This is a genomic window from Bradyrhizobium sp. WSM1253, assembly GCF_000244935.1.
GTDB classification, from domain to species: Bacteria; Pseudomonadota; Alphaproteobacteria; order Rhizobiales; family Xanthobacteraceae; genus Bradyrhizobium; species Bradyrhizobium canariense.
Genome location: NZ_JH600073.1, coordinates 7566978 through 7581986 on the forward strand (window position 1 = coordinate 7566978; position 15009 = coordinate 7581986).

At 64.4% G+C, this 15009-nt stretch carries 17 protein-coding genes; 10 read left to right on the forward strand and 7 right to left on the reverse strand.

Features of this window, described 5'->3' with window-relative positions; genetic code table 11:
- Positions 1–226: 226 nt before the first annotated feature.
- Positions 227–1126 (forward strand): hypothetical protein, encoded by a 900-nt coding sequence (locus tag BRA1253DRAFT_RS36525; protein WP_007602628.1) that lies wholly within the window; start codon positions 227–229, stop codon positions 1124–1126.
- 62 nt (positions 1127–1188) lie between these two features.
- On the opposite strand, the gene BRA1253DRAFT_RS36530 is transcribed toward BRA1253DRAFT_RS36525, so the two are convergent.
- Positions 1189–1644, reverse strand: coding sequence for an iron-sulfur cluster assembly scaffold protein (locus BRA1253DRAFT_RS36530; RefSeq protein ID WP_007602629.1), 456 nt, complete (start codon positions 1642–1644; stop codon positions 1189–1191).
- Positions 1645–1875: 231 nt separating this feature from the next.
- On the opposite strand from BRA1253DRAFT_RS36530, the gene folE reads away from it, so the two are divergent.
- The 4 genes from folE to BRA1253DRAFT_RS36550 all read left to right on the forward strand — a co-directional run bounded on the left by folE (position 1876) and on the right by BRA1253DRAFT_RS36550 (position 5566).
- Entirely contained in the window at positions 1876–2568 is a 693-nt protein-coding gene (folE, locus tag BRA1253DRAFT_RS36535; protein WP_007602630.1) for a GTP cyclohydrolase I FolE, read from the forward strand.
- 27 nt (positions 2569–2595) lie between these two features.
- Positions 2596–3018, forward strand: a complete 423-nt coding sequence (hisI, locus tag BRA1253DRAFT_RS36540) for a phosphoribosyl-AMP cyclohydrolase (protein WP_007602631.1) — start codon at positions 2596–2598, stop codon at positions 3016–3018.
- A 66-nt stretch (positions 3019–3084) separates the two neighbouring features.
- Positions 3085–4185, forward strand: a complete 1101-nt coding sequence (locus tag BRA1253DRAFT_RS36545) for a hypothetical protein (protein WP_007602632.1) — start codon at positions 3085–3087, stop codon at positions 4183–4185.
- 205 nt (positions 4186–4390) lie between these two features.
- Positions 4391–5566 carry a DUF2336 domain-containing protein gene (locus BRA1253DRAFT_RS36550; protein WP_007602645.1) on the forward strand — a complete coding sequence of 392 codons (1176 nt, stop codon included), beginning with the start codon at positions 4391–4393 and terminating at the stop codon, positions 5564–5566.
- Positions 5567–5688: 122 nt separating this feature from the next.
- Here BRA1253DRAFT_RS36550 and BRA1253DRAFT_RS36555 read toward each other — a convergent pair whose 3' ends face one another.
- The 3 genes from BRA1253DRAFT_RS36555 to BRA1253DRAFT_RS36565 form a co-directional block, all read right to left on the reverse strand.
- On the reverse strand, positions 5689–6267 hold the full coding sequence (locus BRA1253DRAFT_RS36555) for an Hpt domain-containing protein (protein ID WP_007602646.1): 579 nt from the start codon (positions 6265–6267) through the stop codon (positions 5689–5691).
- Positions 6268–6298: 31 nt separating this feature from the next.
- Entirely contained in the window at positions 6299–6844 is a 546-nt protein-coding gene (locus BRA1253DRAFT_RS36560; protein ID WP_007602647.1) for a response regulator, read from the reverse strand.
- Positions 6845–6931: 87 nt separating this feature from the next.
- Positions 6932–7711 (reverse strand): NAD kinase, encoded by a 780-nt coding sequence (locus BRA1253DRAFT_RS36565; RefSeq protein WP_007602648.1) that lies wholly within the window; start codon positions 7709–7711, stop codon positions 6932–6934.
- A 255-nt stretch (positions 7712–7966) separates the two neighbouring features.
- Here BRA1253DRAFT_RS36565 and BRA1253DRAFT_RS36570 point away from each other — a divergent pair, with 255 nt between their 5' ends.
- Positions 7967–9532 carry a S10 family peptidase gene (locus tag BRA1253DRAFT_RS36570; protein WP_007602650.1) on the forward strand — a complete coding sequence of 522 codons (1566 nt, stop codon included), beginning with the start codon at positions 7967–7969 and terminating at the stop codon, positions 9530–9532.
- Here the strand turns inward: BRA1253DRAFT_RS36570 and BRA1253DRAFT_RS36575 are convergent.
- The gene (locus BRA1253DRAFT_RS36575; RefSeq protein WP_007602652.1) at positions 9519–10907 is read right to left on the reverse strand and encodes a serine hydrolase; all 1389 of its coding nucleotides are present in this window, start codon (positions 10905–10907) and stop codon (positions 9519–9521) included. The two genes, BRA1253DRAFT_RS36570 and BRA1253DRAFT_RS36575, sit on opposite strands and share 14 nt — an antisense overlap.
- Before the next feature lie 108 nt (positions 10908–11015).
- Positions 11016–11558, reverse strand: a complete 543-nt coding sequence (locus tag BRA1253DRAFT_RS36580; protein WP_007602654.1) for a tetratricopeptide repeat protein — start codon at positions 11556–11558, stop codon at positions 11016–11018.
- Positions 11559–11810: 252 nt separating this feature from the next.
- On the opposite strand from BRA1253DRAFT_RS36580, the gene BRA1253DRAFT_RS44795 reads away from it, so the two are divergent.
- From BRA1253DRAFT_RS44795 to BRA1253DRAFT_RS46385, 4 genes are all read left to right on the forward strand, one after another.
- The gene (locus BRA1253DRAFT_RS44795) at positions 11811–12194 is read left to right on the forward strand and encodes a His-rich protein BRANT (RefSeq protein WP_007602656.1); all 384 of its coding nucleotides are present in this window, start codon (positions 11811–11813) and stop codon (positions 12192–12194) included.
- A 390-nt stretch (positions 12195–12584) separates the two neighbouring features.
- On the forward strand, positions 12585–12980 hold the full coding sequence (locus BRA1253DRAFT_RS36590; protein WP_007602657.1) for a hypothetical protein: 396 nt from the start codon (positions 12585–12587) through the stop codon (positions 12978–12980).
- Positions 12981–13269: 289 nt separating this feature from the next.
- Positions 13270–13977, forward strand: coding sequence for an outer membrane protein (locus tag BRA1253DRAFT_RS36595; RefSeq protein ID WP_007602658.1), 708 nt, complete (start codon positions 13270–13272; stop codon positions 13975–13977).
- A 254-nt stretch (positions 13978–14231) separates the two neighbouring features.
- Positions 14232–14474 (forward strand): hypothetical protein, encoded by a 243-nt coding sequence (locus tag BRA1253DRAFT_RS46385; protein ID WP_007602659.1) that lies wholly within the window; start codon positions 14232–14234, stop codon positions 14472–14474.
- Between the two features lie 54 nt (positions 14475–14528).
- On the opposite strand, the gene BRA1253DRAFT_RS36605 is transcribed toward BRA1253DRAFT_RS46385, so the two are convergent.
- Entirely contained in the window at positions 14529–14783 is a 255-nt protein-coding gene (locus BRA1253DRAFT_RS36605) for a hypothetical protein (protein WP_007602660.1), read from the reverse strand.
- Positions 14784–15009: the final 226 nt, after the last annotated feature.

Here is a 15009-nt window from a genome sequence, read left to right on the forward strand (position 1 = left end):
ATCGTAGGCGAGGTTTTGCGTGGTTCCGATGCAGGGAACTGTAAGCTGTTGTTTGCACGCCATATTTTGCGTGCTTTTTGGGAGCAGTGCAGCAAGTACCTATGGACGATCTGTATTCCCCCGGATACCATTTTTGTGACGCCCATGTGAGACTCATGGAACGTCAGAACGGGGCTTGCCTGAATCGGCTTTGGCTTATTGCTTTGGGCTTGGGGAAGGGACCAGTTTGAAACTTCTGAAGTCGCTCAAACTTCGCGGCTGGTTGCTGGTAGGAACCGCTGCTTGTGGAGTCGTGCTGGCTGGCGCCGTCGCGACGCTCGGGTCGTCGGCCCGGGCCGGTGCTGCCCTCGAAGAGCGCAAGCTGCCGATGAAGTTCAATTGGGTCGCCTGCGAGCCGAATTGCCGCGGGTGGGTCAGTGCGGTCGGCATCATCACCGCCGATACGCCCAAGGACTTCGAAGAGTTTTCCCGCGGGCGCCAGCTCGGCGGCGCCACCGTGGTGCTCGATTCCAGTGGCGGTTCCGTCAACGACGCGATCACGCTCGGCCGGCGCTTTCGCAATCTCGGACTTTTGACCACGGTCGGTATCAGCGTTCAGACCCGCGGCGGGCAGACGGTTCGGCCGGCGGTCGCGCCCGAGGCCTATTGCGAATCCATGTGCGTGTTCCTGCTGCTGGCGGGCAAGAAGCGCTACGTGCCGGAAGCGGCCCATGTGCGGGTCCATCAGATTTGGATGGGTGATCGCGCCGACGATGCCAAGGCCGCGAGCTACAGCGCGCAGGACCTGATGATCGTGGAGCGCGATATCGGCCGGCTCGCCAAATACACGTTCGACATGGGCGGTGCCGGCGACCTGCTGTCGCTCGCGCTCAGCGTCCCGCCGTGGGAAGATTTGCACGAGCTCGATGCGGGCGAGCTCAAGCTTACCAATCTCGTGACGACGGATCTCGTGGCCGACGTGTTGCCGCATGTCGATATCTCCGCGCCGGCAATGGCGGAGCTTGCACCGAAGACCCAGGCGAGGTTCGGTGCGGAACCGGAGCAGCCTGCCAAGTCGACCAAGACGGCGGAAGCCCTGGTGCCGACGGGCCGCGTGGCCACGCCGGTCGCGGCATCGCAGAAGTAGCCTCGGAATCTCTGATCTATATCCGGGCCCAGCGACGAGCCCGGGATCAACCTCCGCCGGAATCAGCCTTGCGCCGCAGCCGGCTGCTTCGCCTTCGCCTCGATCTGGCCGATGGCATCGACCACGGCATCGAAGGTCAGGAGCGTCGAGGCGTGGCGCGCCTTGTAGTCGCGGACCGGCTCGAGGAACTTGATCTCTTCCCATTTGCCTTCAGGAGGCGCGCCGTTCTCCTTCAGCATCTTGCGAACAGTTTCGCGTAACTCACGGAGTTCGCTCGCAGTCGATCCGACGATCTGACTTGCCATGATGGATGAAGAAGCCTGTCCCAGCGCGCAGGCCTTCACGTCGTGGGCAAAGTCAGTGACCTTCTCGCCCTCCATCTTGAGGTCGACCTTGACGGTCGAGCCGCACAGCTTGGAATGGGCGGTGGCGGTGGCATCGGGATCCGGCAACCGCCCGAGCCGCGGAATATTCCCGGCCAGTTCGATGATCCGCTTGTTATAAATGTCGTTCAGCATGTGATGGAGTCCAGCAGGATCGGCCTTGGCGTGCGCCGTCCACGGCCTTATATAGGGTCGGAACTGGCGGAAAAACAGTCCAGCGCTGCAGCAGTGGTGTGATGCAGAACCCTGCTGCCGGCGTTACAGCTTGCAGATTTTTTCGCCGAAACTGTTCTCTCAGGCGTCCGGCGGCGTGCCGCCCCGTCTGCCGGTGACACTCCGGCCGCAAGGCCGTCGAACGGAGTCGACATGGACGCTACCATCAAATCCATCCGCCCCAACAAGCCCTCCGACCGGCAGCCCGAGAGCCGTCCGGCGGAGCTTGATCCTTCCGAATTCCTCGCCGCTGCCGTCCGGGCCGACCAGCCGCGCCCCGCGCGCGCCGAGGCCGAGCAGGCAGTGAAGACGCTGCTCGCCTATATCGGCGAGAACACCAACCGCGAGGGCCTGCTCGACACGCCGCGCCGCGTGGTCGAGGCTTTCGACGAACTCTATCAGGGCTATCACCAGTGCCCGGCCGAGGTGCTCGATCGCACCTTCGGCGAGACCGCCGGCTATGATGATTTCGTGCTTGTGCGCGACATCGAGTTCACCTCGCAATGCGAGCATCACATGATGCCGTTCTACGGCAAGGCGCACATCGCCTACACGCCGGTGGAACGCGTGGTCGGGCTGTCGAAGCTTGCGCGCCTCACCGACATCTTCGCCCGCAGGCTCCAGACCCAGGAGCACATGACCGCGCAGATCGCGGCGGCGATCGACGAGATCCTCAAGCCGCGCGGCGTCGCCGTGCTGATCGAGGCCGAGCATACCTGCATGTCGGTGCGCGGCGTCGCCAAGCATGGCGCTTCCACCTTCACCAGCCGCTTCACCGGCATGTTCCGCGACAATCCGGCGGAGCAGGCCCGTTTTCTGTCCCTGGTGCGAGGTCTGCAGCGCTGACCTCGCGAATAGACCGGCGAGGGCGTTGTGTCTGCTCACTCCCATGAAACCGAGGAAGGTCTCGCCTTCCTTCCCAGGTTCGACGCGGCCGGCCTCGTGACCGTCGTCGCGACCGACGTCGCCACTGGCGACGTGCTGATGGTCGCGCACATGAATGACGAGGCGCTGCGCAAGACCATCGCGACCGGCGAGGTTTGGTACTTCAGCCGCTCGCGCAATGCCTTGTGGCGAAAAGGTGAGACCTCAGGTCAGACCCAGCGCGTGGTCGAGATCCGCACCGATTGCGATCAGGATGCGGTCTGGCTCCGTGTCGAGCAGATCGGCGCGGCGTGTCACACTGGCCGCCGGTCCTGCTTCTACCGCAAGGTCGAGGCCGAAGACGGCGGCGCCAGGCTCGTCTTCGTCGATGCGGAGAGGCTGTTCGATCCGGACGCGGTGTACAAGAAGTAGTCCTGCCGTCATTGAGGGTAGGGCTGACGGCCGAATTAACCCCGCATTAACCATACCTGTCCCACGATGAGACGACAGGGCGCCGAATTGCCGGCGCCACTCAACGCCGTGCGGTGCGGGCACTTCATTATGTCGGTCGACAACTCCAGTGCCTCTCAGACGGCGGTTCTCGATCCGTCGCGGGCACGCGTCGCCGGTGCGATCAATCAGGTCTCCAACCGGACCGGCATCAGCTTCCAGTACATGCTGACCACCGCCAAGATGGAATCGGATTTCGATCCCACGGCGGGGGCGACTACGTCATCCGCGCACGGGCTCTACCAGTTCATCGACCAGACCTGGCTCGGCACGGTGAAGGAAGCCGGCACCCAGCTCGGCTATGGCAATTATTCCGACGCCATCACCAGGACGTCGTCGGGCACCTACACCGTCGATGATCCCGCGATGAAGCGGTCGATTATGAAACTGCGCGACGATCCGGAGGCCGCCTCCAGCATGGCGGCCGCGCTGACGCAGTCGAACAGCTTCAAGCTCACCGGCCTGCTCGGCCGCAGGCCGTCTGACAGCGAACTCTACATGGCGCATTTCATGGGCGTCGGCGGCGCCGCGAAACTGATCGCCAATGCCGAGGACAATCCGCAAGCGGTCGGCGCGCGTTTGTTTCCCAACGCGGCGTCCGCCAATCGCTCGATCTTCTACGCCAAGGACGGCCGCGCGCGCAGCGTTTCCGAGGTCTATTCGGTGCTGGATGCACGCTACGCCGGCGCGGCAAATTCGAAAACCACCCGCAGCGCGATGGCGATGTATGGCGGCACGCCGTCGACCACGCAGGTCGCGAGCGCCAACGGCGTACAGCCTGCCGCGCCGCTGATCGACAATGCCGCGTATCTCCAGTCCTTTCCGAACACACGCGCGGTGACGCCGGTCAGCGCGACGGCGCCGACGACGGTCGCGGACAATGCACCGAGCACGCCGGTGTTTCGCTCGATCTATCAGCCCGGCGACACCACCCAGCCGGTCTCGACGACCGTGCAGAAATTGTGGGGCAACAATGCCTCGCTCACTTCGGTCGCACCCGCGACCTCGGCCGCGTCGGCAACGCCCGACGTCCGGCCGCCGCAGCCTCTTGATCTCTTCAGCGATCGCAGCGGCACGTTCTCAAGCTAATTCGCGCGCCCGTGTCTCGGATACGTCGCAGCGTGAACGCTGCGCGCAGGTCCCGGCGCGTGAACGGGCCGCCTTTGTTCCCTTAACAAAACGTCAATAAAACCAGCCAGTTATGGTGAACGCTTTGTTAAGCGTCGTGGTTTATTTTGTGTTGCAGGTGACAAGCCGTCACCGCTTCGTCTTCGTTGCGTAAGCCGGAAGCACCATGATTGTTCGGCAGTTCATCAATTGGATCAGGACGGCGCCCGCTGGCGAGCGGGCCGAGGCAACGCGGGCGCTGGCCCGGGCCTGGCTGATCTCAGACCTTTCCCATGATGACCGTGTTGCCGCTGAGGGCGCGCTTCTGATGCTGCTCGACGATCCCTCGCCGCTGGTGCGGCAGGCGATGGCCGAGGCGTTTGCGCGCAGTACCGAGGCGCCCGCGTCGATCGTGCGGGCGCTGTCGGGGGACCAGCCGACCGTCGCGTTGCCCGTGCTCGAACATTCTCCGCTGCTGATCGACGCCGATCTCGTCGACATCGTCGCGACCGGCAACGACGAGGTGCAGTGCGCGGTCGCGCGCCGCATCGCGCTGCCGGTATCGGTCTGCGCCGCCATTGCTGAAGTCGGCTGCGCGGCGGCAGCGCTCGAGCTGATCGAAAATCCTCATGCCGAGCTTGCGCCGTTCTCCTGGGATCGCATCGTCGAGCGTCACGGCCATCTCGCCGCGATCCGCGAGGCGATGCTGGTGCTGGAGGATCTGCCGTCCGCAACGCGCGCCGCGCTGGTGGCAAAACTCTCGGAGACGCTGGCTCAATTCGTCGTCGCCCGGAACTGGCTGACTGCCGACCGCGCCGAGCGCATCGCGACCGAGGCCCGCGATCGCTCCACCATGAACATCGCGGCGCGCTCGCGCGGCGAAGACATGGAAGGGCTTGTTCGGCACCTGCGCATCACCGGCCAGCTCACCGCGGGTCTCATTCTGCGCGCGCTGCTGTCGAGCAATCTGGATCTCTTCGATGCGGCGCTGGCTGAGCTCGCCGAGCTGCCGCTGGCGCGCGTGTCCGCGCTGCTGCACGATCGCGGCGGCAATAGCCTGCACGCGCTGCTCCGCCGCGCCGGGCTTCCCGAGGCGACGTTTGCGGCCTTCCAGGTCGCCCTCGATGCCTCCCACGAGCAGGGCTTCGTCGACAGCCACGACAATGCAGCGCGGCTGCGCCGCCGCATGGTCGAGCGCGTGCTCACCCATTGCGAGACCGACCGCGGCGCGACCGAGCCGCTGATGGTCCTGCTGCGCCGCTTCGCCACCGAATCCGCACGCGAAGAGGCAAGGCTGTTCTGCGACGAGCTGGTCGCGGAGGAGATGGTTGATCCGGTGTATGGCGAGCTGATTGCAGCGTAACGAGACGACGTAGGGTGGGCAAAGGCGCATTGCGCCGTGCCCACCGTCTCTCCGCACAATTCATGGCGACTGGTGGGCACGCTTCGCTTTGCCCACCCTACCACACCTCGCGAACGGCGAAGCTACCCCGCCGGCGCGATGCTCGGCGCCAGGATCACCTCGAGATGCTCGGGGCGATCGCGGTTGGCGTCGGCGAGATAATCGTCGGCGACCTTGCGCAGGCGCCGGCTGAGCTCGGCGGAGACGCTGATGCTGTCGAGCTTGGTGTTCTCGTGCACGATGGCGAGGATGGCGTTGATGTGGTGCGTGAACAGCTCGGCCGGCACCTTTTCGAGATCGGGCGCGTGCTCGATGACGCGGCACAGGCTCTCGGCTACGCCCGCCGCCACCGGATAGCCGAAAGTCGCGGCATCGCCCTTGATGTCGTGCGCGGCGCGAAACAACTCGTCGCGCCTGTCCTTGGTGAAGCCGTCGTGCCGGATGGCGACGTAGGCCGCCGACAGCCGGTTGATCTCGGTCGCCATCCAGTCCTTGAACTCGCCGGCAAGGCCCGCGAGCGCCTGTTCGGCGCGGCCGACCGGATCGTCCATGTCCTTGTCTTCGACGCGGCGCAGGACCGACCGCAGCGGGTTGGGCTGCGTGATGATTTGATGCGTGGCGAAGGCCGTGATCTCGATGTCTCTTGCGCTGTTCTTCGCCATGATATCGGCCTCGATCGTGAGAGACGTTGCGCTAGATGGTGGAGCGGGCCTTGTCGAGCAGCGAGGGCTGCTGCAGCACCTCGTGCTTTTCGCCGACGCGGCGCTCGGGGCCCATATAGGCGGAGTTGATGTTGCGGCGCCGGTCCGGGCCGAAATAGGTCTTGGTTTTGATGAAGGGGCGGGGACTGGCGACCACGTTGAGGATGCGCTGGTAGAGTCCCTTGGCCGAGATCGGCTTGGCCAGGAATTCGGTGACGCCGGCATCGCGCGCCACCGTGACGCGGCGCTTCTCGGAATGGCCGGTCAGCATGATGATCGGCGCGTAGGGATTGCCCTTGGATTCCGGCTGCCGGATCATCTGCGCCAGCTCGAGCCCGTCGAAGATCGGCATCGCCCAGTCGGTGATGACGATGTCGGGCACGTAATGGCTGTACATTTCCAGCGCCGTGGCGCCGTCCTCGGCCTCGTAGACTTCGCGCGCGCCAAAGGAATGCAGCAGCGTCCGCAGGATGCGGCGCATGTGCGGATTGTCGTCGCAGACGAGGAAACGCAGCTTGTTGAAATCGATGCGGAACATGGAGCCCGGGCCGGAGCGGTCAACTTTCGTTAACCATATCTCGCCGGGGTTAATGAAGGGTTGCGATCGGCAGTCCGGCGAGGCGGCTCAGGACCCGAACTGCTCGCGCAAAATGCGCTCTTCCAGGCTGTGACCGGGGTCGAACAGCATGCGCATCGAGATGGTCCTGTCGGACAGCACCTCGACGCGGCGAACGTCGCGGACCTCGTCGTGGTCGGCGACCGCCGCCACGGGGCGCTTGTCGCCCTCCAGCACCTCGATCACGACATAAGCCGTGTTCGGCAGCAGCGCGCCGCGCCAGCGTCGCGGGCGGAAGGCGCTGATCGGCGTCAGCGCCAGGAGTGCGGCGTTGATCGGCAGGATCGGTCCCTGGGCGGACAGATTGTAGGCGGTCGAGCCGGCCGGCGTTGCCACCATGATGCCGTCGGCGATCAGCTCGGACATGCGCTCGCGCTCGTCGATCAGGATCCGCAGGCGCGCCGCCTGGTAGGTCTGCCGGAACAGGGCGACCTCGTTGATGGCGTGATGCAGGTGGACGCGGTCGTTGGCGTCGGTCGCGCGCATCAGGAGGGGGTGGATTTCGGATTCCTGCGCCGCCTCGAGACGGGCTCGAAGATCGACGGTCGAGTACTCGTTCATCAGGAAGCCGACGGTGCCGCGGTGCATGCCGTAGATCGGCTTGCCCGTATGCATGTGCTGATGCAGCGTCTGGAGCATGAGCCCGTCGCCGCCGAGTGCGACCACGATGTCGGCGTCCTTCGGATCGCAATTGCCGAAGTCCCTGGTGAGCTGGCCGAAGGCGGCTTGCGCCTCGCTGCTCGGGCTGGCGACGAAGGCGATCCGGTCGTATCGCGCTGGCTTGGTCATGGCTTCCGGGCAGGGCCGCTGGCTGGAGAAAGTTCCGCCGGGCTCGTCTAACGATCTCGCCCCCGATTGTCGAGGATGACCGCCCTTCACAGCAGACCGGCAACTGCCGATTCCGATTTGAGCACGAAACCGGGTCGGTTTGTGCCCAACCGGGCTCTTCAGGCACCACCGGAGCCATGATCCCCCAAACCGTCGCAATTCCGCGCTAGCCTTACGATCCGCACCGGCGGTCGTCGCCGGACAGGGAGAACGATCATGGCCACGAATATGCCGGCGCTCCGCCGCGCGACCCTGGTGCTGGCGGTGTCGGCCTTCGCGCTCGCAGGATTGGCGCGCGCCGACGATCCGCCGCAGCCGCGCGCCGAGGCGGCGGCACCAGCCGGACAGAAGGGCGGACGCGGCGGTGCACAAGGCGCATCGCAAAATTCATCGTCATCCGCCGAGCCGCACCGTCTTCCGTCGGATTCGACCACGAAGCAGACGCTCGATCTTCCCGGCCGCACCCTCAATTTCGCAGCGACCGCCGGATCGATCCGCGTGTTCGACGGCAAGGGCGAGCCTGTGGCCGACATCACCTATACGTCCTATGAGCTCGACGGCGCCGACCGTGCGACGCGCCCCGTGACGTTCCTGTTCAACGGCGGGCCCGGTGCGTCCTCGGCATGGCTCCAGTTCGGCGCGGCCGGGCCTTGGCGGCTGCCGCTCGATGGCGAAGCGCTGTCGCCGTCCGCCTCGCCCGAGGTGAAGCCGAACGCGGAGACCTGGCTCGACTTCACCGATCTCGTCTTCATCGATCCCGTCAGCACTGGCTATAGCCGGTTCGTCGCGACCGGCGATGACGCGCGCAAATCGTTCTACTCCGTTGATGGTGACGTCAATTCGATCGCGCTCGTGATCCGCCGCTGGCTCGAGAAGCACGACCGGCTGACCTCGCCCAAATACGTCGCCGGCGAAAGCTATGGCGGCATTCGCGGGCCGAAGGTGGTGCGCCAGTTGCAGCTCCAGCACGGCGTCGGGGTCAGGGGATTGATTCTGGTGTCGCCGCTCCTGGACTTCCGTGAGTTCACCGGCACCAGCCTCCTGCAATATGTCGCGACGCTGCCGAGCTATGTCGCGGTGGCGCGTGAGGCGAAAGGTCCGGTCAAACGCGCCGATCTCGCCGACGCAGAGGCTTACGCGCGCGGCGAATTCCTGGCCGACCTCGTCAAGGGTGAGGCGGACAAGGAAGCGACCAATCGTCTTGCCGACAAGGTCGCCGAGCTCACCGGCATCGACCAGTCGGTGAGCCGTCGGCTTGCGGGCCGCTTCGACGTCGGCGAATTCCGCCGCGAATTCGACCGCAAGAACGGCAAGGTGACGGGGCGCTACGACGCCTCGGTGCGCGGCTTCGATCCCTATCCGGATTCCAGCAGCTCGCGGTTCGGTGATCCCTCCGGCGATGCGCTGCAGGCGCCGCTAACGAGTGCTGCGGTTGACCTGTTGACGCACAAGCTCAACTGGCGGCCCGATGGCTCCTACGAGGTGTTGAACGGCGCCATCGAAGGCCACTGGGATTTCGGCCGCGGCATCAACCCGCCGCAGTCGGTCTCCGAGCTGCGCCAGATCCTCGCCACGGATGCGAAGCTGAACGTGCTGGTCGCGCACGGCCTGTTCGATCTCGCCACGCCCTATTTCGGATCGAAGCGGGTGCTCGACCAGTTGCCGGCCTTCGCAACGCAGCGGGTCAAGTTCGTGGTTTATCCCGGCGGCCACATGTTCTATTCGCGAGACGGCTCGCGGCAGGCCCTTCGGAGCGAGGTCGAGACTCTCATTCGGGAGTAGGCGGGCGCTTGCGCGGCTTGTATCTCCGCGCGATCTCGCGGGCGACGGCGGCCGCAGGCTTGATGTTGGCGCCAGCGATCCAGACGTCACTAACCTTGCCGCGCTTGTCGCGGACGCGGCGCACCGGCTCGCTGTGGCTGGAGTAGCCGGCGGCCCAGGCGAGCTTGCCGGTGTCGCGGCCGGTGACCTCGATCTCGCCGGCATCCATGAACGGGTTGTTGAACTGAGGATTGGCGACCAGCACGCGGTTGCCCACGGGTACCAGATCGGTCGCGCCCCAGATCGTCCACCAGCGGCCGGTCCAGTCGCTCACGCGGCGGTCGGGTGCGCCACGGGTCTGGAAAACGCGCAGGATCTGCATCGCGCCGTCCATCCAGAACGGCGCTGCGCCGTCGATGGAGTTGCTGATGATGCTGATCGCGAGTTCGCAGGCGGGAATGGCGCAGGTCCGCGAGATATAGCCCTGGAAATGGCCGCCGTGGCCAAACCAGTCCCAGCCGTCGAGCCTGCCGGCGCCGATACCCAAGCCGTAATAGGCCTCGAAACTCTGCGGGATGCGCCAATGATGTCGCGTCATCTCGCGGCGGCTTGCGACCGACAGCAGGCTCTTTCTTGCGTTGGGCGCGAGCTGCGCGAAGAAGCGGGCGGTGTCGGCGGCGGTAGCGGCAAAGCCCGTGGCGGAAGCCATCGCGTGGGTGGGATTGTCGCCGGGGATCACGCATCGCTCTCCGTAGGGCACCCTTCGTGTGTGGCCGCGCGCGAACGGCGCCCCCTTGGGAAGCGGCGCGTCCGGCTCGGTCTCGCGCAGGCCCGCAGGTTCGATGATCTCGCGCTTCATCCAAACCCGGTAGGGCTCCTTCGTCACGGCCTCGATGATGAGACCAATCAGCCCAAAGCCGTGATTGGAATATTTGAAGCGTGTGCCCGGCTCGATTACGGTCGGCAGCTTCAATTCCGCGAGCAGCTCGCTCGCGTCGAGATAGGGACGGCTGTCGATGAACTGACCGGAATCGGCGCCGTCGCGCGTCAGTCCCGCGCTGTGCGACAGCACTTGCGCAATCGTCGTTTCCGCGACGCGCGGATGCAGGCCGGCGACATATTGGCCAATGGGATCGTCGAGCCGGAGCTTGCGCTGCTCGCGCAGCTTCATGATGCCGGCCGAGGTAAAGCTCTTCGAGTGCGAGGCGATGCGGAAACGGTGGCGCGGGGTGAGCTTCTCGCCGGTGTCGAGATTGGCGAGGCCGAACGCGTGCTCGGCGACGATTTCGCCGCGATGGGCGAATGCGATGACGACGCCGGGCTGCTGGATTGTGGTGTGCTGGAATTCGATCCAGAAGCCGATGTAGTCGATCGCGGATCGCAGCCAATTGTCCATTGCGCACCGGTTTGCGAGGGGAGGTTTGGTGGGCAAGCTAGCCGAGAACGCAGAACGGGCACAACCCTGCGGTTGTGCCCGTTCGCCTCGTGCGAAGATGCGATGCGTTTAATAGACGAGGGTCGCCCCGGTCGGCTTGTCGAGCGCGGCGGCGAGCGAGCGATATTCGGAGCTGTCGGTGCCGGCGAGCGAGGCGAGCTTGTTCAGGTGATACTGCGCCTGCTCGCGATTGCCCTGCTCGAGCTGCCAGAGGCCATAATACTGCCAGGTGCGGACGTGGTTCGGATCGTCCTTCAGTGCCAGCTCGTAATAGATCTTCGACGACTGGTAATCGCCGAGCTTACGATAGGAGTAGCCGATCAGATTGGCGACGTCGGCGACGTCGTCGCGCTTGAGCGACTTCAGCTGGCCGATCGCGCCGGTGTAGTCGTGATTGTCATAGATCTTGGTGTAGGCGGTGCGATAGGCAGCAAGGAATTTCGGATCGCTGATGGAGGAGCTCTTCTTCTTGCCCTTCTTGGTCGAGGTGTCCGACGATGGCGGCGACGAGGGGGTGTCGCCACCTGCGGCATAAGCGCTGGTCAGAGCCGGCCCGGCCGCCAATGTCATGGCGACAAGTCCCGGCACAAGAAGCGTTGAGAGTTTGCGCATCTAAGTTCTCCGGTATGGAACGTGGCGATCCTACACGATTGCCCAAAGACCGGAACACCCATCAGGCAAAAACATTCCCGGCATCCTGGCCTATTCGCCCTGCGGGCGGATGACAAACTTGTCATCCAGATGAACGGAAGCCTGCTGCGGGCTTCAGATTGGGTTCAGTGCGTGCCCCCTAGGCTCCAACCTACGATCGAAGGGTTGGCGAGAGGGCGCCCGCCTCAAGATCCTTCCAAGAGGAGACCAACCATGTTGAAGACCATTTCCGCAGCCTTGCTCGCAGCTTCCGTGATCGCAGCCCCGGCCTTCGCAGCCGAGGCCGGCAAGACCACCACGACCACGCCGGTGATCAAGGCAGACCAGAGCCAGACCAAGGTGTCCACCACCGCCGCGAAACCCGATGCCGGCCTCAAGCCCGATGCCAAGGCTTCAAACGTCAAGGCTTCGGACGTCAAGGCGGACGCCAAGGTGGACACCAAGTCGAAGGCGATGAACGCCAACGCCGCGGTCACTCCCGACGAGCACAAGACCGTGCGCACGCATCGCCACCACCACAAGCATCTCTCAGCGAAGAAGTCGCTGAAGACGCAGCCGGACGTGACCAAGCCGGCGACGATGGAGAAGCGCAGCTAACGACTGATCCTGCGCGGCGGCGTCCTAGCATTGCCCCAACCGCCGCGTGAGGAATTCAGGACCGGCCCGTTCGTCACGCCTTGGGCGAAAGCTCGAGGTGCTGGCGGCGGGCCGGTACGACCATGCTGAAGCCCGCAAGCAACGTCCCAGGTTTGGCGGCCGCAAACAAAACCTCGAAAAACAACCCCATGCACAGTAGCGGGTCGTAGATAAATCAATGGTTTGACGGGTGGCTCATCTGCGGATTTTACGAAGCCGTTTGACTCGTCGGGCAAAACACCTGTAGACATGCATCATTGCAACCTTGGGGCTGGAACGTCTCCGAGACTGATCGAGCGGAGAGCGTAAGCGGTGCGGCGACTAGCGGAACGCGCAGTGAGCTTGGCGTTGATGCTGGCACTGCCGCTGGCGCTCACGGGATGTTTCGGCAGCGATGGTGACCGTCCAACTCTGATGGACGGGACTCAGGCCGGAGGTCCACAACCGTTCCCGGATAATTTCCGTGGCGACACGCTGGCCTTGATGCGCAGCTATTTGAACAATCCTGTCGGCGTGCGTGACGCCAGCATGGCTGAGCCGGTGCAGCGCGAGGTCGGAGGCCGGCAGTTCTATGTCAGTTGCCTGCACTTCACCCCACGCGAGACCGACGGCTCCTACAAGGCCATGAGGGAGCGCGCCGTGATCTTCGTCAACGGTCGGGCGGACCGCGTCGTTGATCGTGCCAGCGAGCTGTGCGCGGGCGCGGTTTACGTACCCTTTCCGGAACTTGAAAAGATGACGCGGTAGCGCAAAGCCCACCTTCATCGCTTGGTGATAGGACAGAGCCCGCCGGAGCTGCCGGATCACATTTCGGGGAGCTTTGAACGGAGTGGTTTTGCGTTGCGACTAATCGTTACGGCGGGTTCTGCTTCCGACGGAAAAAAACCGTCGGCACGCGCCTGCGGGACGGAACAAAATCGCGTTGTTGCCGCTCCGTCACAGTCACGAACGATCAACGTTCCGGCATCGCCTCGAAGCAACCCAATTCACGCCACGTTGTTTCCTGAGTGTCGAATTTGAAAGAACGGGGATGATCATGAAAAGGATTTTGCTGGGTGCAGTTGCCCTGCTTGCGCTGGCCGCGCCGGCTGCAGCAGCCGACATGCAGGCGCGCACCTACACCAAGGCTCCGGCCTACACGCCGCCGCAGGTGATCTACAACTGGACCGGCTTCTACATCGGCGGCCATGTCGGCGGCGCCTTTGCGGGCGACAGCAGCTTCCAGTCGAGCGACGCGCGCTTCCTCGGCGGTGTCCAGGGCGGCTTCGACTACCAGTTCGCGCCCAATTGGGTCATGGGTGTCGAGGCCCAGTACTCCTGGCTGCCGACCAACAACGGCGGTGCCACGTTCCCGCTGGGCACGCAGGTGACCTCCAATACCGACCAGCTCGGCTCGGTGACCGGCCGCATCGGCTACACCTGGGGTCCGGCGCTGCTTTACGCCAAGGGCGGTTATGCCTGGCGCAATGGCGGCCTCGGCGTCAATATTGCCGGGGTGCCGCAGTCCTTCACCGCCACCGGCAACAGCAAGGATGGCTATACCGTTGGCGCTGGCCTCGAATACATGTTCGCGCCGAACTGGTCCGCCAAGGCCGAGTACCAGTATTACAACTTCGGCAGCACGACGATCACCTCCGGTCCGGTCGACGTTGTCGGCGTCCGCGGCCGGGAGGACGAGCATACCGTCAAGGTCGGCGTGAACTACCGCTTTGGCTGGGGCGGTCCGGCAGCCTCGCGCTACTGACGCGCCACCAACAACCACGATCTGACAAAGGCCGGCTCCCGCCGGCCTTTCGTTTGCCGGGCTCTGGTTGTCAGCCTCCTGTCGTTTGCATTGCGTCAACCATCTGGCGCGTCATTTGCAAGCAAACGTTTTGGCGCGCGCTTTCTCACGCGCGTCATGGAGCTCGGGTAAAGCAAAAATAATTTTTGCAGCTTACGGAACTCGCGCGCCGGAACGCGTTATATGAGAATTACCGGGCTGGTGGGACGACGGACATGCGTATCTTGGTGTCGGCTGTGGTGCTCTCGTGCTTCGTCAGTTTGCCGTGCGCTGCCCAAACAATCCTCAAATCCGAGCCTCTGATGCTGGCACCCTATGAGGTGGCCTTCGTCAAGGAGGCCTCCTGCTCCTCCGGCAAGGTGCTGAAGGTCACCGGCGCGATCCGTGGACTGCATCGCCGGAAAGCCTGCGTGGCCCTGGCGGGCGAGCAGGCCTCGCTGGCCACCGCGACGCCGTGAGATTCACCAGGGCTCTGACTTTTGGGCTCTGACTTTCCAGCTTCCGGCCGGACCTTACGAATTCAGCTCGAGCTCCATCCTCGCCTGGCGATCGGCCTCCGCCTTGTTCCGGGCCGGGTCCTCGCCCTGTGCGGCCCGGCAGGGCTTGATCTCGTAATCGTTGTCGAGCACCCGGCGTGGCCCGGGGCGGTTGTCATCTGCGGATACGTCCACGACGAGGCCACTTCGCTGCGCGAGCCTCCAGACGTCGGACTCATCAGGATAGGCCTTGCTGATCTGGGCGTCGTTGCAGAACAGGGCGTAGGGCATTCTTCCCGCTCCCGGAAAGCGCATTAACGACTTTGCGGAGGAGGGGTTCCATTGGGCCGCTCGGTCACGCGGCCGTGATCGGGGTCGCCGGGGCCTGAGTCCTTAACGAGTCCTGAATCCCGAAAAAAAGAATCCCCGGGACTCATTTGGCGGAATCAGCGGATGTTTTCGGCCATGACGACGGACCTGAAAACCTCTTGCGGGCGCATGCTGCTGCCCCTCACGC

Bases quoted from the DNA above. Each gene is read 5' to 3' on its own strand.
- BRA1253DRAFT_RS36530 (WP_007602629.1), bottom strand. From the start codon at position 1,644: ATGCTGAACGACATTTATAACAAGCGGATCATCGAACTGGCCGGGAAT.
- folE (WP_007602630.1), top strand. From the start codon at position 1,876: ATGGACGCTACCATCAAATCCATCCGCCCCAACAAGCCCTCCGACCGG.
- BRA1253DRAFT_RS36545 (WP_007602632.1), top strand. From the start codon at position 3,085: ATGAGACGACAGGGCGCCGAATTGCCGGCGCCACTCAACGCCGTGCGG.
- BRA1253DRAFT_RS36550 (WP_007602645.1), top strand. From the start codon at position 4,391: ATGATTGTTCGGCAGTTCATCAATTGGATCAGGACGGCGCCCGCTGGC.
- BRA1253DRAFT_RS36555 (WP_007602646.1), bottom strand. From the start codon at position 6,267: ATGGCGAAGAACAGCGCAAGAGACATCGAGATCACGGCCTTCGCCACG.
- BRA1253DRAFT_RS36560 (WP_007602647.1), bottom strand. From the start codon at position 6,844: ATGTTCCGCATCGATTTCAACAAGCTGCGTTTCCTCGTCTGCGACGAC.
- BRA1253DRAFT_RS36565 (WP_007602648.1), bottom strand. From the start codon at position 7,711: ATGACCAAGCCAGCGCGATACGACCGGATCGCCTTCGTCGCCAGCCCG.
- BRA1253DRAFT_RS36570 (WP_007602650.1), top strand. From the start codon at position 7,967: ATGGCCACGAATATGCCGGCGCTCCGCCGCGCGACCCTGGTGCTGGCG.
- BRA1253DRAFT_RS36575 (WP_007602652.1), bottom strand. From the start codon at position 10,907: ATGGACAATTGGCTGCGATCCGCGATCGACTACATCGGCTTCTGGATC.
- BRA1253DRAFT_RS36580 (WP_007602654.1), bottom strand. From the start codon at position 11,558: ATGCGCAAACTCTCAACGCTTCTTGTGCCGGGACTTGTCGCCATGACA.
- BRA1253DRAFT_RS44795 (WP_007602656.1), top strand. From the start codon at position 11,811: ATGTTGAAGACCATTTCCGCAGCCTTGCTCGCAGCTTCCGTGATCGCA.
- BRA1253DRAFT_RS36590 (WP_007602657.1), top strand. From the start codon at position 12,585: ATGCTGGCACTGCCGCTGGCGCTCACGGGATGTTTCGGCAGCGATGGT.
- BRA1253DRAFT_RS36595 (WP_007602658.1), top strand. From the start codon at position 13,270: ATGAAAAGGATTTTGCTGGGTGCAGTTGCCCTGCTTGCGCTGGCCGCG.
- BRA1253DRAFT_RS46385 (WP_007602659.1), top strand. From the start codon at position 14,232: ATGCGTATCTTGGTGTCGGCTGTGGTGCTCTCGTGCTTCGTCAGTTTG.
- BRA1253DRAFT_RS36605 (WP_007602660.1), bottom strand. From the start codon at position 14,783: ATGCCCTACGCCCTGTTCTGCAACGACGCCCAGATCAGCAAGGCCTAT.